This window comes from Nonomuraea sp. B5E05 (genome assembly GCF_039880665.1).
Lineage (GTDB): Bacteria > Actinomycetota > Actinomycetes > Streptosporangiales > Streptosporangiaceae > Nonomuraea.
Window position 1 is genome coordinate 215,874 of the sequence record NZ_JBDPMJ010000003.1, and the last position, 19,555, is coordinate 235,428.

The window sequence follows — 19,555 nt, forward strand, 5'->3', positions numbered from 1 at the left end:
GGTCCTTAGTAGTCGCCCTCGACTGGGAAGGAGGTGACGGGGCGTGGCAGCTCGCGATGATGCTGAGGCTCGAGCCGCGCAGCGCGAACGGGAGGTCGCTGATCTTTCAACACAGGTCTCCTTCCTCCAGGAGGAGATCACCGCGCTGAGGCGGAAGCTGGCCGAGTCACCCCGTCAGGCCAGAGTCCTCGAAGAGCGTCTCCATGAGGCACAGGCCAATCTGGCGGCCGTGACCGGCCAGAACGAACGCCTGGTGGCCACACTCAAGGAGGCCAGGGACCAGATCGTCGCCCTCAAGGAGGAGGTCGACCGGCTGGCGCAGCCGCCATCCGGCTTCGGCACCTTCCTGGAGGCCCGAGAAGACGGCACGATCGAGGTGTTCACCGGAGGTCGCAAGCTCCGGGTGAACGTCAGCCCCGCCGTCGACGTCGCTTCGCTGCGGCGTGGCCAGGAGGTCATGCTCAACGAGGCGCTCAACGTGGTCGAAGCCCTCGGCTACGAAGAGGTCGGCGAGATCGTGATGCTCAAAGAACTGCTCGACGAGGGACAGCGGGCCCTGGTCATCTCGCACGCCGACGAAGAGCGCGTCGTGCGACTGGCCGAGTCGCTGGTCGGCCAGCCCATCAGGGCGGGCGACTCGCTCCTGCTCGAACCTCGCTCCGGCTACGTCTACGAGCGCATACCCAAGTCCGAAGTCGAAGAGCTCGTGCTCGAAGAGGTCCCCGACATCTCCTACGAGGAGATCGGCGGTCTCATGCGGCAGATCGAGCAGATCAGGGACGCGATCGAGCTGCCCTACCTGCACGCCGACCTGTTCCGCGAGCACAAACTCCGTCCCCCGAAGGGCGTGCTGCTGTACGGCCCGCCCGGTTGCGGCAAGACGCTCATCGCCAAGGCCGTCGCCAACTCCCTGGCCAAGCAGGTCGCGGAGAAGACCGGCCAGTCCGGCAAGAGCTTCTTCCTCAACATCAAGGGCCCGGAGCTGCTCAACAAGTACGTCGGTGAGACCGAGCGGCACATCCGCCTGGTCTTCCAGCGAGCCCGCGAGAAGGCCTCAGAGGGCACCCCGGTGATCGTGTTCTTCGACGAGATGGACTCGATCTTCCGCACCCGAGGCTCGGGCGTGTCCTCCGACGTCGAGAACACCATCGTTCCTCAGCTGCTGTCGGAGATCGACGGCGTCGAGGGGCTCGAGAACGTCATCGTCATCGGCGCCTCCAACCGCGAGGACATGATCGACCCGGCGATCCTGCGGCCCGGCCGCCTGGACGTCAAGATCAAGATCGAGCGGCCGGACGCCGAGGCGGCCAAGGATATCTTCTCGAAATACCTCATCTCTGACCTGCCTCTGCATCCCGATGACCTGACGGAGCACTCCGGCTCCCGTGAGGCCACCATCCAGGGCATGATCCAGAGCGTCGTCGAGCGCATGTACACCGAGAGCGAGGAGAACCGCTTCCTCGAGGTGACCTACGCCAACGGCGACAAGGAGGTCCTCTACTTCAAGGACTTCAACTCCGGCGCGATGATCCAGAACATCGTCGACCGGGGCAAGAAGATGGCCATCAAGCAGTTCCTCGAATCCGGCCAGAAGGGCCTGCGGGTGCAGCACCTGCTCACGGCCTGCGTGGACGAGTTCTCCGAGAACGAAGACCTGCCCAACACCACCAACCCCGACGACTGGGCCCGCATCTCCGGCAAGAAGGGCGAGCGGATCGTCTACATCCGCACGCTCGTCTCCGGCAAGCAGGGCACCGAAGCCGGCCGGTCCATCGACACCGTCGCCAACACCGGCCAGTACCTGTAACACCCCTTGATCGGGAGGGCCGCGCGGGAGACCGCGCGGCCCTCCCGCGCCTGCGGACAGAAGCCCATCGCGGACGAAGGCGGACGACCGCTCACGGGGCCCGGCGGCATCGCCGGCGCCTTCCTCACCCACGACCGAGCCGTCCACGTCCGCCCCGGCGGCGGCCGTCGACCACCTCCGCCCTTCCATGACCGCCTTCCGGGACCGTTGCCCGGGTCTGCCTTCCAGGGCCGTCGTCGAGGGCCGTCGTCGAGGGCCGTCGTCCAGGCCGGGGATGCCGACGGGGTCGCCGCCGGGGGTTGCGGCACGCCTGGGGCCGCGTCCGTGGCGGGTCGCCCGCCGGGGAAGGCGCCGGCCGCGCCTAGCATGGCGATCATGGAGTACCTCAACCCCGGCCGCGGCCCGTACACCGCGCAGGACCGCGCGCTCATCGGAGTCGAGCACGCCCGCCAGGCCCGCGCCCGCTTCGCCGGGCACCGCGGCTACCGGCCCACGCCCGTCCACACCCTCCGCGGGTTGGCGGGTGTGTACGCCGTGCACATCAAGGACGAGAGCCTGCGCATGGGGCTGGGCAGCTTCAAGGCGCTCGGCGGCGCCTACGCCGTGCGCCTGATGGCCGAACGCGAGCCAGGAGGCCCGCCCTTCGTGTGCGCCAGCGCCGGCAACCACGGCATCTCCGTCGCCGCGGGAGCCGCGGAGGCAGGCGTGCCGTGCGTGGTGTACCTGAGCGAGGACGTTCCTGAGGCGTTCGAGCGGCGGCTGCGCGCCCTCGGCGCGGAGGTGCGGCGCAGCGGCCGGCACTACGACGACAGTATGGCCGCCGCGCTCCGCACGGCCGAGGAGCAGGGGTGGCGGCTGGTCTCCGACAGTTCGTGGGAGGGCTACACCGCGGTCCCGCTCGACGTCATGCGCGGCTACACGGTCCTGTTCGACGAACTCTCCGGCCTCGGCGAGCCCTCTTCCGCGGCTGGGCCCGCTGGAGACGGCCCGGAGGAGGGCCCCGGCGCGCCCACGCACGTGTTCGTGCAGGCGGGGGTGGGCGGGCTGGCCGCGGCCGCGGCCGGATACGTACGGGACCGCTGGGGTGAGCAGCCCAAAATGATCGTCGTCGAGCCCGAGGGCGCGCCCTGCCTGCTCGAAAGCGCCCGCGCCGGCAAGCCCGTCCGCATCAGCGGCGGACACACCACGCTCGGCCGGCTCGACTGCCTCGAACCCTCCCTCATCGCCCATCGCCTCCTGTCCCACCTCGCCGACCTCTACATGACGATCACCGACGAGGAGGCGGACGCCGCGGTCCGGCTCCTGTCCGGGCACGGCGTGGCCTTGTCGCCGTGCGGCGCCGCCGGAGCCGCCGGGCTGCTCGAACTGAGCGACGCCTCCCGGCGTGCGCTCGGCGTTGACGAGCGCTCACGCGTGTTGCTCGTGGGAACCGAGGGACCTGTGGAACCAAAATGATCGACATCTACGTCAAAGGGGCGTGCACTCACCCAACCGGCCGAAGCATGTCCGGGGGGACGGCCGGTTGGCCGAGCTCGACCTCCTGCGATTCATCGCCGCCCTCGCCGTCGTCGCCTTCCACTATCTGGTCGCGTACGCCTCCGTCTGGGGGGACAGGCCCGCCGAGTTGTTCCCGGCGCTGGCACCCATCGCGGGGTTAGGCATCCTCGGCGTGGAGCTGTTCTTCATCATCAGCGGGTTCGTCATCCTGATGACCGTCTGGGGCCGAGGGCTCGGCGGCTTCGCCCGGTCCCGGTTCGTGCGTCTCTATCCCGCGTACTGGCTCAGTCTCGGCGCGGTCGCCGCCCTCTACGCGATCACCGGCGCCAAGGCGCTCAACCCAAAACTTTCTCCAGGCGAATACCTGGTGAACGCCACCATGCTCCAGCGGCTGTTCAAGGTCACCGACGCCAGCGGCGTCTACTGGTCGCTCTGGGCCGAGCTCCGCTTCTACCTGCTGATGGCCGTCCTCTTGATCATCGGCGTGACGTACCGGCGCGTGCTGGTCTTCGCGGGCGTCTGGCTGGTCGCCGCGCTCGGCGCGGAGCTGCTCGGCAACGACCTGCTCGACGAGATCGTCATGCCGCGGTACGCCCCCTATTTCGTGGCCGGCATGTCCCTGTACCTCATTCACAAACACGGCAGCGCCTGGCTGCCCTGGTTGTACGTGGCCGGCGGGTACGGCCTGTCGGTCAACGCCGCGCTCGGGCGTGTGCACAGCCGTGTCGAGGCCGCGGGCTTCAAGAACATGCCCGTCACCGACGTCAGCGTCATCATCACCATCACGCTGATCTTCACCGTGATGGCCCTGGTCGCCCTCGGCCTGCTCAGGCTCAGGCCGTCGAAGACGCTCACCGCGCTCGGCGGGGTCACGTACCCGCTTTACCTTTTCCATGGCGTGGTCGCGGTGGCCCTCATCCCCGTGCTCGTCGAGGACCTGCCCGCCTGGGCGGTCGCCGTCACCGCGACGCTGGTCGCGATTCTGCTGTCCTACCTTGTCCATGCCTTTGCCGAACGTCCTATCCAGCGACTTCTCAAGCCGCGTAAGACACCGCAAAGCACGTCAGCTCCCGCCGTACAGGTTGAAAAGGCGTCGGTGCCATAACCTTTTGGCCTTGGGGCACTGTGAAGGGCATAGGCTCGGGCATATAAACGGCGGATAGACAGACCCGGACGAACAGAGGGTGTTGCATGACGGTGCGTCGGGTGATGGGCATTGAGACCGAGTACGGCATCTCCGTACCTGGTCAGCCAGGCGCCAACGCGATGGTGACCTCCTCACAGGTCGTGAACGCCTACCTGGCCGCCTCGGCGGCCCGCGCGCGCAGGGCACGGTGGGACTTCGAGGAGGAAAACCCGCTGCGCGACGCGCGCGGGTTCGACCTTGCCCGGGAGGTGGCCGACCCCACCCAGCTCACCGACGAGGACCTCGGCCTGGCCAACGTCATCCTCACCAACGGCGCCCGGCTCTACGTCGACCACGCCCACCCCGAGTACAGCGCGCCCGAGTGCACCAACCCACGGGCCGCCGTCATCTGGGACAAAGCGGGCGAGCGAGTCATGTACGACGCGGCAACCCGAGCCTCCGCCATCCCCTCCAACGCCCCCATCCAGCTCTACAAGAACAACACCGACGCCAAAGGCGCCTCCTACGGTTGCCACGAGAACTACCTGATGCGGCGCGCCACCCCCTTCGCCGACATCGTCCGGCACCTCACCCCGTTCTTCGTCTCCCGTCAGGTCGTCGTCGGCGCCGGCAAGGTCGGCATCGGCCAGGACTCCCGCGGCGAAGGGTTCCAGATCAGCCAGCGGGCCGACTTCTTCGAGGTCGAGGTCGGGCTCGAGACCACGCTCAAGCGGCCCATCATTAACACCCGTGACGAACCGCACGCCGACCCCGAGAAATACCGCAGGCTGCACGTCATCATCGGCGACGCCAACATGTCGGAGATCTCGACCTATCTCAAGCTCGGGTCCACCGCGCTCGTCCTCGCCATGATCGAGGACGGCTTTCTCACCCGCGACCTCGCCGTCGACAACCCCGTGCAGGCCCTGCGGGCCGTCTCCCACGACCCCGCCTGCCGCTACGAGATCCCCATGCGCGACGGGCGCAAGCTCACCGCCATCCAGCTCCAGATGGAATATCTCGAGCAGGCCCGCAAATACGTCGAGGAACGCGGCACCGCCCACGACGAGATGAACAAGGACATCCTCGACCGCTGGGAGTCCGTGCTCACCCGCCTCGCGGAAGATCCGATGCAGCTCGCCCGCGAGCTCGACTGGGTCGCCAAGCTCGAACTCCTCGAGGGCTATCGCAGCCGTGACGGCCTGGCCTGGTCTCACCCCCGGCTCCAGCTCGTCGACCTGCAATATTCCGACATCCGCCCCGACCGGGGCCTCTACAACCGCCTCGTCGCCCGCGGACGCATGCAGCGCCTCGTCAGCGAGGAAGAGGTCCAGCGTGCCGTCGAACACCCGCCCACCGACACCCGCGCCTACTTCCGCGGCCGGTGCCTGAGCCAGTACAGCGAGGCCGTCGCCGCGGCCTCCTGGGACTCCGTCATCTTCGACATCCCCGGCAGGGAGTCACTGCAGCGCGTGCCGACCCTCGAGCCGCTGCGCGGCACCAAGGCCCACGTCGGAGGGCTCTTCGACCGCTGCCGCACCGCCGCCGACCTGGTGGCCGCGCTCACCGGCGGCGACTGACCACCCGCTGGTGGCGCGTCCGCGGCGGCGACCGACCACCCGCTGGTGGCCGCACGTACGGCGGCGACCGACCACACACCGCGCGCGGCGCCGCCTCACAGCAGGCTCACGCCGAGCGTCAGCGTGCCCGCCGCCAGGCTCACGCCGCCCGCCACGGTCAGCCAGATCAGCCTGCTCGGCTTGGTGTCGCTCGGACGCACCACCGACAGGAAGAACCCCAGCGGCATCAGGATCGGCGCGGCCACGATCAGCGTGCGCACCACGGCCTTGGCACCTTCCGGCAGGCTCGCCTGATCCACGTACACCATCGCCACCAGGGCGAAGAGCACCAGCACGCCCGCGTGAGCGTGACCCGCCCGCCACAGGCCGCGGCGCACCGGATTGTCGAGGTAGCCTGGAACGTTCCGCATCAGGAACGACAACAACGAGACACCGCCGAAGGCGACCAGGGGAACTGTGATGAGGAGCACACCGGCAGTGCTCAGGGACGAAGGGGACATCGCAACCTCCTGTGCGTACAGGGGTTACATTATTGGATAGCTCGACTATCTGGTCAACCTCGCAAGATCGCTGGGTGATCGGCGCGAAATGTCGCCCGGTTCGGGGAAGATATGCAGGAGAGGCAGTCCCCCAGACGGAGGTAGGACATGGCAACCAAGGACACCGGCGGCCAGAAGCAGACCGGTCGGCGCGAGTCCGAAGTCGAGGAGACCGAGGCCTCGGCGGCGCCGGACGTTCAGGAGCGGCAGGAGAAGCTCACGGACGATGTCGACTCGATTCTGGATGAGATAGACGAAGTTCTCGAAGAGAACGCAGAGGAGTTCGTGCGTAGCTACGTCCAAAAGGGCGGGGAGTAGGGCAAATATCAACTAAAGGGATGATTCGGGTGGGAACGCCGGACCGACTGACCTGCCCGGACCGCGGTGAGGCCACGGCCATCACCTGGTCCGGGCCCATCTAGCGCGGGCCCGATGGGCGAGCGCGCGTCGGCGGGATCTTCCTCCGAAACCATCCGTTCGCCTGCCGTTACGGCATCACCAGGACGACGTCGCGCGCATGCTCGCCCACGAGGGCGGGCTCAGCGCCGTTTCTTTCCGCGGGGCATGGGGAGCCGGCGAAGGGCCGGGCTCCCGGCTGATCTCTAGTCCAGGTGGTCGAGGGTGGGTTGGTCGTCGGGCATGGCATAGTCGACCGCGACGCCGAGTAGGCGGACGGGGCGGTCGAGATCGAAGCGGCCGAGGACGGCGAGGGCCGCCCGGGTGATGGCCGCCGGGTCGGCCGTGGCGGCGGGGAGCTTGGCCTGGCGGGTGCGGGTGAGGAAAGGCGTGTAGCGCACCTTGACGGTGACGCGGGTCGCCTCGCGGCCGGCGTCGATGGTGTCCCGCGCCACGCGCCCGGCGAGGTTCGTGATGTGGTGGGCGATGCCGTCCTTGTCGGTGAGATCGTGCTCGAAAGTCGTTTCGCGGCTGTGACCGCGGGCGATCCAGGGTGTGGTGACGACCTCGGCCTCGCCCTTGCCGAGGGCGAGATAGCGATACCACGGGCCGTTGGTGGGTCCGAAATGGCGGGCGAGATCGGCGGGGTCGGCGGCGGCGAGCTGGGCGACGGTGTGCAGGCCGTGGGCGGCGAGCTTTCTGGCGGTCTTGGCACCGATGCCCCAGAGCGCGTCGGTGGAGCGGTGGTTCATGGTCTCGGCCCAGTTGTCGCCGGTGAGCCGGTGCACGCCAGCCGGCTTGGCGAAGGCCGAGGCGAGCTTGGCCTGGTGTTTGTTGTCGCCGATGCCGACGGAGCAGGTCAGCCGGGTGCGGGCGCGTACGGCCTCCTGGAGGCCGGCGGCGAGTGCCTCGGGGTCGTCGGTGGTGGCGCCGACGAAGGCCTCGTCCCAACCCCAGATCTCCACGCGCACGGGAAACTCGCGGAGGACGGCCATGACCTCTTGTGAGGCGGCCTCGTAGGCGGGCGGGTCGCTGGGCAGGAAGATCGCTTCCGGGCATCGTTTGTACGCCGTGCGCAGCGGCATGCCGGAACGGATGCCGTAAGCGCGGGCTTCGTAGGTCGCGGTGGCGGCCACGGTGCGGGGGCGGCTGGGATCACCGGTGCCGCCCACGACGACGGGTCTGCCGCGGAGCTCGGGATGGCGGAGCAGCTCGACCGCGGCGATGAACTGATCGAGGTCGACGTGCAGGATCCAGTCCCGGGCGGACCTGGTGGCCATGGTGTCCAGTATGGCCGGTGGGTTCGTGACGGGCCCCGGACGGGGAGCGTGCTGTTCGCGGCGTGGTGTCTGGTTTGGGGGTTTCCACGGGGGCGGCGGTGGGGCCCGCGCACAATGGTTCGCCGTGAGCTGATCGTGGGAAGTGCAGACAGCAACCCAACATGAGTAGGGTCGCCCTAGGAACACTGACGTTTGGAGGGAGTCGCGTGGCATCGCACAGGGATCTGCCCGTCGGCTTGGTGAACCATCTTTTCCGGAACACGGGAAACTCGTCGTTCTCGGAGTTTGTCAGTTCATATGCGCCCGAGTTGCTGCCACAGCGGGATGAGGTTCTGGCCACCCCGATCGGCGATCAGGTCCCGCACGCGACCACGATCGTGGCCGCCACCTTCGCCGACGGCGTGATCATGGCCGGCGACCGGCGGGCGACGTCGGGCAACATCATCTCCCAGCGCGACGTGGAGAAGGTGTTCCGCGCCGACGACTACTCGTGCATGGGCATCGCCGGCACGGCCAGCACGGGCCTCGAGTTCGCCCGCCTCTACCGCGTCGAGCTGGAGCACTACGAGAAGCTCGAGGGCCGCACGATGTCGGTGGCCGGCAAGGCCAACCGGCTGGCGACCATGATCAGGGGCAACCTCGCCATGGCGATGCAGGGGCTGGTGGTGGTGCCGCTGTTCGCCGCCTACGACCCTGACAAGGACGAAGGCCGCATCTTCAGCTACGACGTCGCGGGCGGCCCCTACGAGCGCGAGCGGTTCGACGCGATCGGGTCCGGTTCGATCTTCGCTCGCGGGTCGCTGAAGAAGCTCTACCGCGACGGCGCCTCCTCCGACGACATGGTGATGACCCTCATCCAGGCCCTCTACGACGCGGCCGACGACGACTCGGCCACCGGCGGGCCCGACGTGAGCAGGAAGATCTGGCCGGTCGTCGCGGTCATCGACGCCGACGGTTTCCGCCGGCTGACCGACGAGCAGGTCTCCTCGTACGTGGAGCAGATGCTCGAAGCCCGCCTGATCTCGCCCGACGGCCCCATCGCCCCGCTGCGCTAGAAAGGACCACCGCACGTGTCCATGCCTTTTGGATATGCGTCCCCTGAGCAGATCATGCGGGACAAGGCCGACTACGCGCGCAAGGGCATCGCGCGGGGCCGGTCCGTCGTCGTGCTCCAGTACGTCGACGGCATTCTGTTCGTGGCGCCCAACCCGTCGCGGGCGCTGCACAAGATCAGCGAGATCTACGACCGCATCGGGTTCGCCGCCGTCGGGCGCTACAACGAGTTCGAGGAGCTGCGGCTCGGCGGCATCCGCTACGCCGACATCAACGGCTACACCTACGACCGCTCCGACGTGACCGGACGCGGCCTGGCCAACCTCTACGCCTCCAACCTGGGCCGCATCTTCACCGAGTCGATCAAATCGCTCGAGGTGGAGGTCGTCGTCGCCGAGGTGGGCGAGACCAAAGACGGCGACGCGATCTACCGGCTGACGTTCGACGGGTCCGTCTTCGACGAGCACGGCTTCGCGGCGATGGGTGGCCAGGCCGAGGCGGTGGGGACCCGGCTGAAGGAGCGCTACCGCGAGTCGATGTCGCTGGCCGACGCGCTGGAGGTGGCACTGACGGCGCTCACCGAGCCGGGTGGCGAGCGGCCGCCGGTGGCGCAGCTGGAGGTGGCGGTGCTCGACCGCAACCGCGAGCACCGCAAGTTCCTCCGGCTGACGGGGGCGCGGCTGGAGCGGCTGCTCGCCCAGACGACCACCCCACCGGCCTCCAAGCCCACGCCTCCCGCCGGCGAGGGCAAGGACACGCCGCCGCCCACGGGTCCGGACGGCGACGTGGACGACGGCTCCTCGCCGCTGTAGGCGCGGTTTCCCGCGGGGACCTGCCACGGGTGGTCCCCGCCGCCGCAGCCTCCGGACACCCGGTGGCTCCCTGTGGCCGGGTATCGGGTGGTGTCCTGCGGCCGGGCCGGGCGTCCGGCGGCTTCTCTGGCCGCGCCGCGCGCCCCGTCGCGGTCCCGGCCGCCGCCCGGTGGCTCGCGGCAGTCACCGCCGCGTGTGCGGTCGGAGTTTGCGGTGCGGGCCCATGTCTGCGGCAGCTCGGCGTTCGTGGTGCGGGGTGGCGTTCATGGCTCAGGGTGGCCCCCTTGGAGTGTGATCTGTTTCACAATGGTTCGGGTGAACTTCGGAGGGTCGTCGAAGATCTCAGGTTCCATGAACACTTCCCTGCGCGGCATCCTCGTGGCCGGGGCGGCCGGGGCTGTGGTGCTGGTAACCGGCGGCGCCGCCGACGCGGCCGCCTACCCGAAGTACAAAGCGCCCAAGACCTTCGGCACGACCTTCCAGGCCGACCCGGGGCACGATTTCACCAAGGGGATCCACTCCCGCCACAACGGCATTCTGCGCGGCCGGATCACCCACGTGCGCGGCGGTGTGGCCGAGTACGAGCCCATCAAGTGGAAGAAGGGCACCCACACCGAGGGGCTGTTCGTCGGTCCGCGCGAGGGGAACGTCGGCGCGTACGCCTCGCCGATCGCGAAGAACGTGGTGTTCCTGTCGGCGTACGGGTGCAAGTCCGCGATGTCGGGCATGACGGTCAGCAGGAAGACCGGGCTCGGCGCGAAGCGCTGCTCCAGGGCCACACTTGTCAAGCGGCACGGCGCTCGCCCGCACCCCGCGTTGATCACCGTCTACAAGGGGCGCATCGTCAAGGTGCAGGAGATCTACACCCCTTGACCCGCGCCGTGTGACCCGCGCCCCGAGGGGGCGGGCGCGGGACGAACGCCCGTAAACGCCCGGTCAACAGGGCACCCGATGGGGCGGGTACGCGAAAACACCTGCGAAGATCTCTCCCGCATGCCGATCCGTGGGCATAGTGTGAGGTGATGGATCGTCGCATCTTCGGGCTGGAGAACGAGTACGGCGTGACCTGCACGTTCAGGGGGCAGCGCAGGTTGTCGCCCGACGAGGTCGCGCGCTACTTGTTCCGGCGGGTCGTGTCCTGGGGCCGATCGAGCAACGTCTTCCTCCGCAACGGCGCACGTCTCTACCTCGACGTGGGCAGCCACCCTGAGTACGCAACACCTGAGTGTGACAACGTCATCGAGCTCGTCACCCATGACAAGGCGGGCGAGCGCATTCTCGAGGGCCTGCTCGTGGACGCCGAGAAACGGCTGCGCGAAGAGGGCATCGCCGGTGACATCTATCTGTTCAAGAACAACACCGACTCGGCCGGCAACTCCTACGGCTGCCACGAGAACTATCTCGTGGGCAGGCACGGGGAGTTCGGGCGGCTGGCCGACGTGCTCATCCCGTTCCTGGTGACGCGGCAGATCGTGTGCGGGGCCGGCAAGGTGCTGCAGACGCCACGCGGCGCCGTCTACTGCGTCTCGCAGCGGGCCGAGCACATCTGGGAGGGCGTCTCCAGCGCCACCACCCGGTCGAGGCCCATCATCAACACCCGCGACGAGCCGCATGCCGACGCCGAGCGGTTCCGCCGCCTGCACGTCATCGTGGGCGACTCCAACATGAGCGAGACCACGATGTTGCTCAAGGTCGGCGCCACCGACCTGGTGCTGCGCATGATCGAGTCGGGCACGGTGATGCGTGATCTGTCGCTGGAAAACCCGATCAGGGCGATCCGCGAGGTCTCTCACGACATGACGGGCAGGCGCAGGGTGCGTCTGGCCAACGGCCGGGAGGCCTCCAGCCTGGAGATCCAGCAGGAATACCTCTCGAAGGCGAAGGACTTCGTCGACCGCCGCGGCGGCGACGCCATCGCCCACCGGGTGCTGGAGCTGTGGGAGCGCACGCTGCACGCGGTCGACACCGGCAACCTTGACCTGGTTTCGCGGGAGATCGACTGGGTGACGAAATACCAGCTGATCGAGCGCTACAGGAAGAAGTACGACCTGCCGCTGTCCTCGCCGCGGGTGGCGCAGCTCGACCTGGCCTATCACGACGTGCACCGCAAGCGCGGCCTGTTCTACCTGCTGCAGAAGCGCGGGTCGGTGGAGCGGGTGGCGTCGGACCTGAAGATCTTCGAGGCCAAGTCGGTGCCGCCGCAGACGACGCGGGCGCGGTTGCGCGGTGAGTTCATCCGCAAGGCGCAGGAGAAGCGGCGCGACTTCACCGTCGACTGGGTGCATCTCAAGCTCAACGATCAGGCGCAGCGCACGGTGTTGTGCAAGGACCCGTTCCGCAGCGTGGACGAGCGGGTCGACAAGCTCATCGCCGGCATGTGACCCGTGCCAGAGCGTGGTGTCGCGTTTACCCCGGCCCTACCTGAATGTCGGGTAGTGTGACGCGAATCTGACGTCTTTTCCGAGGGACATTCATGCGCCGCGCTCTGGCCGTTTCGGCCGCCGTGCCTTTGCTCTTGTTCGCCGCCGCGTGCGGCTCCGATGACGGCGCGAACTCCGGCGCCACGTCCAGCGCCGGCGCCACCTCCGGCGCCGCGCCGGCCGACGGAACCAAGGTGGGGGTCGCGGGCAACGTGGGGGCCAAGCCCACGGTGACCTTCCCGTCCGGCTCGCCCGCCACCACGTCGTCGTACAAGGTGATCCATCCCGGCGACGGCGACGCCATCAAGGCGGGCGACCGGGTGGTCGTCAACCTGACCGTCTACAACTGGGACGGCCAGGGCAACGCCGTGCAGGGCTCCTCCTACGACACCAAGGCGCCCGAGGCCATCCCGGTCAACGAGCAGCTGCCGAAGGTCCTGCAGGAGGGCTTCACCAAGGTGAAGAAGGGCGGCCGGCTGCTGGCCGTGCTGGCCAACGACGCCGCTCCCCAGCAGCAGGCGGCGCCTGCCCAGCCGACCAAGGTGTTCGTGTTCGACGTGGTCGGCACCCAGCCGCCACCGCTCAAGGCGGCCAAGGGCAAGGAGGTCGGCGACAGCATCAAGGGCGTCAAGGTCGGCAATCCCGGCGGCGAGAAGGCTCCGGAGCTGACCACGAAGACCGACGCCAAGCCGCCGGCGAAGCTCGAGGTCAAGACGGTCATCAAGGGCACCGGCGAGAAGGTGAAGGCCAACCAGACGCTCGCCGTCCACTACACGGGCAAGATCTGGGGCACCGACAAGAAGTTCGACTCCAGCTGGGATCGCGGCCAGCCGGCCGAGTTCCCGCTCGGCCAGGTGATCAAGGGCTGGCAGGAGGGTCTGGTCGGGGTGCCGGTCGGCAGCCGGGTCGTGATGAGCATCCCGCCGGACCTCGGCTACGGCGACCAGGAGCAGCAGGGCATCCCCGCGAAGAGCACCCTGGTGTTCGTGGTGGACGTCCTGGGCGCCTACTGATCGGCACCACGGCGCCGGACGGACTCGCGTGATCGGCAGGCGTCCGTCCGGCGCTGTGGGCCAGGGCCGGCTGCATGTCGCCCGGCCTCATCTGCGCGCGTTGCGGGTTTCACGTTCGCGGCGGTGATCGACGTCCTCCCCGGCAGACGCGCCCGGACGTGAGCCCGGCTATGCCTGACTCCAGTTGCGCGGTGAGCGTTTGAGCGTGTAGACCGCCTGGGGCAGGTCGTCCCTGACGCGGATCATCCAGCGTGCGAGATCGGTGGTGAGGTCGGCGCGGACCTCGGCGAGCGCCGGGTCGTCGTAGCGGTTGTCCAGCTCGGCGGGGTCGGCGTCCAGGTCGTAGAGCTCGCCGGTCCCGCGCTCGTCCAGCAGCAGCTTCCATCGCGCGCGCCGGAGCATCACCGTCGTCCCGGACTGGGTGACGGTGTTGAGCTCGTCGAAGGTGCGCCCTTCGTAGGGGAAGTGCAACGGGGGGCGCTCGTCGACGGTGTACGCCAGCCCGCCGAACCCGCGTTCCCCGTAGCCGCTCGCGAACTCCTCGGCCGGGTAGGGCTCCCCGGTGAGCATGGGCCACAGGCTGCGGCCCTGGACACCGGGTGGGATCTCGACGTCGAGGGCGTCGCAGACCGTCGGGAACAGGTCGGCGAGCGAGACGAAGTCGGTGCCGTTCACCATGGGCCGCACGCCCGGCCCGGCCACGGCGAACGGGATGCGCATCAGGCACTCCGGCATGCCCGCGCCCTTGCGCTGCAGGCCGTAGTCGCCGGTGTAGTCGCCGTGGTCGGCGACGAAGAACACCAGCGTGTCCGCGTCCCGCCCGGTCTCGCGCAGGTGCGTGAAGAACCGGCGCAACTGGTCGTCGATGAGCCGGAGCATGCCGCAGTAGTTGGCGCGGTAGCGCCGCCATTCTGCGTCGTAGCCGGGCCGTTTCTCCTCGGTCAGCCGGCGCAGCCACGTGTACATGCCGCCCTTGCGTTCGGCGCCTTCCGGTCCGGACTGCCGGTCGGGCACCTCGTCCTCTGCGAACAGGCTGAAGTACGGCTCGGGGACCTGGTAGGGGTTGTGCGGCTCCGGGAACGACAGCCAGGTGAAGAACGGCCGGTCGGCGGGCGTCTCGTCGATCGCGCTGATCGCGTCGGTGACGATCCGGTGCGGGAACTGGCACTCCAGCGGGAACGGCGCCGGCTCATGGCTGACCGAGTGGTCGAGCGAGACGAGCCACTCCTCGAACGCCTCCTGCTCGGGCGTCGCCGCGTCGGCCGGGCCGCGCTCGTGCCAGTAGGGGGCGGCGAACGTGTCGAAATCGGCTGGCTTGCGGTGGAAGTGCGTCTTGCCCGCCAGGTGCAGCGCGTAGCCGGACTCACGCAGCACGTCCACCAGGTCGTCGCCGCGGAGCACGTGATGGGCGGCGCTGTTCTGCCTGACCCGGTGCGCGGACGGATACCGCCCGGTGAGCAGGCTGATCCGGGCGGGCACGCACAGCGGGGAGGTGGTGTACGCCCGCCTGAACCGCACGCCGGTGTCCATCAGCCCGTCGAGGAACGGCATGGTGTCCAGGGGGAATCCGCTCGCGGCCGTCCAGCCGGCACGCTGCTGGTCGGTCATGATCAGCACGATGTTCGGTCGCTTCACAGGAACGTTCTCCATCGTCAGCGCTCGTCGTACATCGGCCTGGTGTAGTCCTTGCCCGGTTTCCAGTTGGGGAAGGCGTAGTCGTCCAGGCTGACCTTCGCGCCCTTCTTCTTGGCCTGCGCGATCGCGCGGTCCCGGTCCTTGGCGGTGTCGCTGGACAACCTGGTCAGCGCCGCGCGGACGTCGGTGACGTCGCCGGTGAGCGCGCCCTGCACGATGTCGCCGAGGGTGGGGCGCACGGGCTTGGACGCGATCTGCACCTGCTGGATGTCAGCGTTGCCGGCGATCGGGTCGGGGGCGAGGTGGACGCTCTCCCGGAACCAGCCGATGAGCTTCTTGTAGGCGGGGTGCGCCTGGGACTGCTCGACGACGTCGATGTCGCGCGGGGGCTGCGACATGGTCTCGGCGACCCGGCGGGAGTAGCCGGGGGTGGCGAAGTAGTCGCTCAACAGGGTGTTGGCCGCCTGGGCGTGCTTGGTCGTCGGTGACAACCAGTAGTCTCCCGGCTGTGGCACGTGGTAGGTGGCCACGGAGGTGCCCGCGTCGGGCACGAGCATCGGCCCGACGCCCAGCTTCTCCCCGAACTCCGGCATCTCCTGCAGCGCCACGCCGGGGCACCACGGGCCGTCGAAATAGTACGCCGCCAGCCCCGCGGTCCACCGGGCCCGCGCCACGTCGTCGACCCAGGAGTTGGACCCCGGCACCAGCACCTTGTCCTGGCGCAGCGAGACCAGGAACTCGATCACGTCGAGATATTCGTCGGCGTGGAAGGCGTACTCGCCGCTCTCGTACAACCTTCCTTGCCCGCCGGCGAATCCGGCCGCCTGCGCCAGGTCGTGGACCTGCTCGCCGAGCCGGTCCGGCATGCCGATGTTCCACACCCAGCCGTAGGTGCCCTCGCCGGCCGACTGCTGCACCGCTCGGGCCGCCGCGCGGAACTCGTCGTAGGTCTTCGGCGGCGCCTGCGGGTCCAGCCCGGCGCGCCCGACCAGCTCGGTGTTGAACCAGTTGACGGCGACGTAGACCTGGTGGCTGAAGATCGGAAAGGCGTAGATCTTGCCGTCGAAGACGTGCACGCCCTCGACGAGCGAGTCCTTGACCCGGGCCGTCGCCTCCTCGCTGAGGTTCAGCGGCTGCGACCATCCGGCGGCGACGAGCGCGGCGGCGGGCAGCTTGAGCCCGGCGTTGGAGTGGATGTCCGGCAGCTGGTCGCTCTGCTTGGCCAGCTGCAGTGCCTGGCCCATCTTCGACGGGTTGTAGTACGTGTACTGGACGGGGACGCCGCCGGGGCTCTTGGCATAGGTGGCGAAGATGTCCGCCTTCGCCTTCTGCAGCTGGTTCTGGTGGTCCCACCAGGTCAGCGAGGTGCCGCCGCCGCTGCCTCCGCCTCCGCCGCACGCACTGGTCACCGCCGCGGCGGCCAGGGTGCCGGCCGCGGCGAGGAACCCTCGCCGAGTCATCGCGCTCATCGGTCCTGCCTTCCACCCCGCGGCGGTTCAAAGGTCTTGTGAAGCAGTGTTGCCGCGTGGCAAAGTCATTCTTGCCACGCGGCATGCCGCGCGGCAAGACTCTCTTGAAAGTCGGCTCCCGATCTGGAGGTTGGACGGTTGTGGTGACACAACGTGACGTGGCGCGGCTGGCGGGAGTCTCCGTACGGACCGTCTCCAACGTCGTCAACAACTTCGCCTACGTGTCCGAGGAGACCCGCGTCCAGGTGCAGCGGGCCCTGGAGGAGCTCGACTACCGCCCCAACCTCGCCGCGCGCAGCCTGAACCGGGGGCGCTCCGACCTGCTGGCCCTTGTGCTGCCGCTGGACGTGCCCTACTTCACCGAGCTGGCCGCCCACGTGGTGGATGAGGCCGAGGAGCGCGGATACACGGTGCTTCTCGACCGCACCGAGGGCGTGGCGGCACGCGAGCGGCAGATCATGATGCGGCGGGACCGGTCGGCGCTGTTCGACGGGATCATCTTCAGCCCGCTCGGCCTGACCGAGGACGAGCTGCGGCGCTGGGCGGGCAACTGCCCGGCGGTGATGCTGGGTGAGATACGGGTGGAGGGCTTCGACCACGTCGCCATCGACGACACAGCCGCGGCGCGGGCCGCCACGGCGCATCTGGTCTCGCTGGGCCGGACCCGCATCGCCGCCATCGGGCACGTGGAACGTCCGATGGGCAACACGGCGGCGCACCGGACGGCCGGTTACGTGCAGGCGCTGGAGGAGGCCGGGCTGCCCGAGATCCACGCGACGGTCCGCCGCTACCAGCGCCAGGATGGCCGGGAGGCGATGGAGCGCCTGCTCGACATGGACGAGCCGCCGGACGCGGTGTTCTGCTACAACGACCTGCTCGCGATCGGGGCGGTGCGAGCCGTGCTGTCCCGAGGGCTGCGGGTGCCGCAGGACGTCGCCGTCGTCGGGTTCGACGGCATCGAGGAGGGCCGGTTCGTCACCCCGCCCCTGACCACCGTCGTGCCCGACAAGAAGAAGATCGCCGAGCTCGCCGTGACCCGGCTGCTGCAGCGCGTCGAGGGTGACCAGGAGCCGGCGGCCGAGCTGGAGGCGCCCTGGCGGCTGATGGTCGACCAGAGCACCACGGGCGTCGCCGGAGCGGGCGCATGACGTTCGCCATCCCGTCCGCCGGTTCGCGGAAACCGCGCCGCGCCCGCACCACCACGTACGTGTGGTTGTTCCTGACCCCGACCGTGCTGCTGTACGGCGCGTTCACCGTCTACCCGATCGTCGGCAGCTACGTCTACTCGCTCACCGACTGGAACGGGTTCGACGCCAGCCCGTCGTTCATCGGCGTGACCAACTACCGCGAGGTCCTCGCCGACCCGATGTTCTGGAGCTCGTTCCGGCTGACCTTGACGTTCATGCTCGTCGCGGTGCCGCTCCAGGTGCTGACCACCCTGCTGGTCGCGATCGTCCTCAACTCGCCCCGCATGCCGCTGCGCAAGGTGTTCCGCACCGCGCTGTTCCTGCCGGTGGTCACCACGACGGCGATCGTCGGCGTGGTCATGCAGTTCGTCTTCGACCCGGCGAGCGGCCCGGTGAACCTCGCGTTGCGCGAGGCCGGCCTGGTGACCGACGGGGTCGACTTCCTCGGCCAGTCGTCCACGGCGCTGGGCACGACGATCGCCGTCTACGTGTGGAAGTGGTTCGGGATCACCCTGGTCTACTGGCTGGCCGCGTTGCAGACCGTGCCCGACGAGGTGTACGAGGCGGCACGCCTCGACGGCGCCGGCGCGCTGGCCACCTTGCGGCACATCACCACGCCCCTGCTCAAACCGTTCCTGGTCATCATCACCCTGCTGTCGATCGAGGCCTCGCTGCAGGTCTTCGACCTCGTCCTGACCATGACCGGGGGAGGCCCGTTCTACTCGACCGAGGTGATCGAGGTCTACATCTACCGGTGGGCCTTCGCCGCGACGGTGCCCCGGCTCGGATACGCCTGCGCGGCCGCCGTCCTGTTCGGCCTGTTCGTCTGCGTCATCGGGCTGCTGCAGCTCCTCGCGGTCCGTGCCACCCGCAAGGCCAGGGGGGCGGCATGACCCTGTCCAAGGCGCTGCGCCGGCTGCCCTGGTGGCTGGCCGCCGCCGCGCTCGCCATCGGCTGCCTGATCTGGATCTACCCGTTCCTGTGGATGGTCGCCGCGTCGCTGAAGACGTCGGCCGAGGTGTTCACCCAGGGGCTCGACCTGCTGCCGGGCAACCCGCAGTGGGAGAACTACGAGCGCGCGTGGGGGGACGCCCAGTTCGGGAAATACCTGCTCAACACCGTGATCGTCACCGTGGCCACGGTGGTGGTCGTGGTCGTCAGGTGCGCCATGGCGGGCTATGTCCTCGCCCGCCACGAGTTCCGCGGACGCAAGATCGTCATGGGCACCCTGATCGCCACCCTGTTCGTGCCTGCCGGCTACACCATCATCCCGCTGGTCGACCTCGCCCAGCGGCTGGGCATGCTGAACTCGCTGACCGGCATGATCCTGGCGATGTCGGGCGCCGCGCACGTGGCGGCGATCCTGCTCTACATCGGCTACTTCCGCGGCATCCCCAAGGAGCTCACCGAGGCCGCGCTCATGGACGGCGCCGGGTTCGCGACCGTCTTCTTCCGCATCATGCTGCCGCTGGCCAAACCGGTGACGGCCACGGTGACCGTGCTCACCTTCCTGAACACCTGGAACGCGTTCTTCCTGCCGCTGGTCTTCACCTTCTCCCGGCCCGACCTGCGCACCGTGAGCGTCGGCATGCTCGCGTTCGTGGGCGAGAACGCCACCGACTGGTCGGGCATGGCCGCCGCGGCGACGATCTCGCTGCTGCCGGTCGTCGCGCTGTTCATCGCCCTGCAGCGCTACTTCGTCGAAGGCATCGCCGGCGCCGTCAAGTCCTGAGCACATCCC

17 protein-coding genes are annotated in these 19,555 nt (G+C 68.9%); 13 read left to right on the plus strand and 4 right to left on the minus strand.

The genetic code is table 11. The annotated features are described in order from the left end of the window. The first annotated feature begins 43 nt into the window (after window positions 1-43). From arc to dop, 4 genes are all read left to right on the plus strand, one after another. Entirely contained in the window at window positions 44-1,807 is a 1,764-nt protein-coding gene (gene arc, locus ABGB01_RS07365) for a proteasome ATPase (protein ID WP_132628552.1), read from the plus strand. 375 nt (window positions 1,808-2,182) lie between these two features. Next, complete coding sequence (locus tag ABGB01_RS07370) at window positions 2,183-3,262, plus strand: pyridoxal-phosphate dependent enzyme (protein WP_347771585.1); 1,080 nt, start codon at window positions 2,183-2,185, stop codon at window positions 3,260-3,262. A gap of 67 nt (window positions 3,263-3,329) precedes the next feature. After that, complete coding sequence (locus tag ABGB01_RS07375) at window positions 3,330-4,409, plus strand: acyltransferase (RefSeq protein WP_347771587.1); 1,080 nt, start codon at window positions 3,330-3,332, stop codon at window positions 4,407-4,409. 86 nt (window positions 4,410-4,495) lie between these two features. Beyond that, complete coding sequence (dop, locus tag ABGB01_RS07380; protein ID WP_347771589.1) at window positions 4,496-6,010, plus strand: depupylase/deamidase Dop; 1,515 nt, start codon at window positions 4,496-4,498, stop codon at window positions 6,008-6,010. A 95-nt stretch (window positions 6,011-6,105) separates the two neighbouring features. On the opposite strand, the gene ABGB01_RS07385 is transcribed toward dop, so the two are convergent. Beyond that, window positions 6,106-6,510, minus strand: a complete 405-nt coding sequence (locus ABGB01_RS07385) for a hypothetical protein (protein ID WP_347622131.1) — start codon at window positions 6,508-6,510, stop codon at window positions 6,106-6,108. 147 nt (window positions 6,511-6,657) lie between these two features. Here ABGB01_RS07385 and ABGB01_RS07390 point away from each other — a divergent pair, with 147 nt between their 5' ends. Continuing rightward, window positions 6,658-6,867: a ubiquitin-like protein Pup gene (locus tag ABGB01_RS07390; RefSeq protein ID WP_347622130.1), complete on the plus strand. Its 210-nt coding sequence runs from the start codon at window positions 6,658-6,660 to the stop codon at window positions 6,865-6,867. 284 nt (window positions 6,868-7,151) lie between these two features. On the opposite strand, the gene ABGB01_RS07395 is transcribed toward ABGB01_RS07390, so the two are convergent. Next, window positions 7,152-8,225: a DNA polymerase IV gene (locus ABGB01_RS07395; protein ID WP_347771592.1), complete on the minus strand. Its 1,074-nt coding sequence runs from the start codon at window positions 8,223-8,225 to the stop codon at window positions 7,152-7,154. A 308-nt stretch (window positions 8,226-8,533) separates the two neighbouring features. Here ABGB01_RS07395 and prcB point away from each other — a divergent pair, with 308 nt between their 5' ends. The 5 genes from prcB (at window position 8,534) to ABGB01_RS07420 (ending at window position 13,523) form a co-directional block, all read left to right on the plus strand. Beyond that, window positions 8,534-9,280 (plus strand): proteasome subunit beta, encoded by a 747-nt coding sequence (gene prcB, locus ABGB01_RS07400; protein ID WP_347771594.1) that lies wholly within the window; start codon window positions 8,534-8,536, stop codon window positions 9,278-9,280. A 21-nt stretch (window positions 9,281-9,301) separates the two neighbouring features. Then, the gene (gene prcA / locus ABGB01_RS07405) at window positions 9,302-10,090 is read left to right on the plus strand and encodes a proteasome subunit alpha (protein WP_347771596.1); all 789 of its coding nucleotides are present in this window, start codon (window positions 9,302-9,304) and stop codon (window positions 10,088-10,090) included. 351 nt (window positions 10,091-10,441) lie between these two features. Beyond that, window positions 10,442-10,963: a hypothetical protein gene (locus ABGB01_RS07410; protein WP_347771598.1), complete on the plus strand. Its 522-nt coding sequence runs from the start codon at window positions 10,442-10,444 to the stop codon at window positions 10,961-10,963. Between the two features lie 149 nt (window positions 10,964-11,112). Next, the gene (gene pafA / locus ABGB01_RS07415) at window positions 11,113-12,471 is read left to right on the plus strand and encodes a Pup--protein ligase (RefSeq protein ID WP_103962987.1); all 1,359 of its coding nucleotides are present in this window, start codon (window positions 11,113-11,115) and stop codon (window positions 12,469-12,471) included. A gap of 122 nt (window positions 12,472-12,593) precedes the next feature. Continuing rightward, window positions 12,594-13,523 carry an FKBP-type peptidyl-prolyl cis-trans isomerase gene (locus ABGB01_RS07420; RefSeq protein ID WP_347771600.1) on the plus strand — a complete coding sequence of 310 codons (930 nt, stop codon included), beginning with the start codon at window positions 12,594-12,596 and terminating at the stop codon, window positions 13,521-13,523. 168 nt (window positions 13,524-13,691) lie between these two features. On the opposite strand, the gene ABGB01_RS07425 is transcribed toward ABGB01_RS07420, so the two are convergent. Both ABGB01_RS07425 and ABGB01_RS07430 read right to left on the minus strand, forming a co-directional pair. After that, window positions 13,692-15,158, minus strand: a complete 1,467-nt coding sequence (locus ABGB01_RS07425; RefSeq protein WP_347771602.1) for a sulfatase-like hydrolase/transferase — start codon at window positions 15,156-15,158, stop codon at window positions 13,692-13,694. Window positions 15,159-15,175: 17 nt separating this feature from the next. Next, window positions 15,176-16,627 (minus strand): extracellular solute-binding protein, encoded by a 1,452-nt coding sequence (locus ABGB01_RS07430; protein WP_347771604.1) that lies wholly within the window; start codon window positions 16,625-16,627, stop codon window positions 15,176-15,178. A gap of 140 nt (window positions 16,628-16,767) precedes the next feature. Here ABGB01_RS07430 and ABGB01_RS07435 point away from each other — a divergent pair, with 140 nt between their 5' ends. From ABGB01_RS07435 to ABGB01_RS07445, 3 genes are read left to right on the plus strand one after another with little or no spacing between them, the layout of a single operon-like run. After that, window positions 16,768-17,775: a LacI family DNA-binding transcriptional regulator gene (locus tag ABGB01_RS07435; RefSeq protein ID WP_347771606.1), complete on the plus strand. Its 1,008-nt coding sequence runs from the start codon at window positions 16,768-16,770 to the stop codon at window positions 17,773-17,775. After that, a complete protein-coding gene (locus tag ABGB01_RS07440) occupies window positions 17,772-18,707 on the plus strand; it encodes a sugar ABC transporter permease (protein WP_347771608.1) in 936 nt (311 codons plus the stop codon). The genes ABGB01_RS07435 and ABGB01_RS07440 overlap by 4 nt, the downstream gene beginning before the upstream one ends. Beyond that, on the plus strand, window positions 18,704-19,546 hold the full coding sequence (locus ABGB01_RS07445) for a carbohydrate ABC transporter permease (protein ID WP_347771610.1): 843 nt from the start codon (window positions 18,704-18,706) through the stop codon (window positions 19,544-19,546). Before ABGB01_RS07440 ends, ABGB01_RS07445 begins: the two co-directional genes overlap by 4 nt. Window positions 19,547-19,555 lie beyond the last annotated feature (9 nt).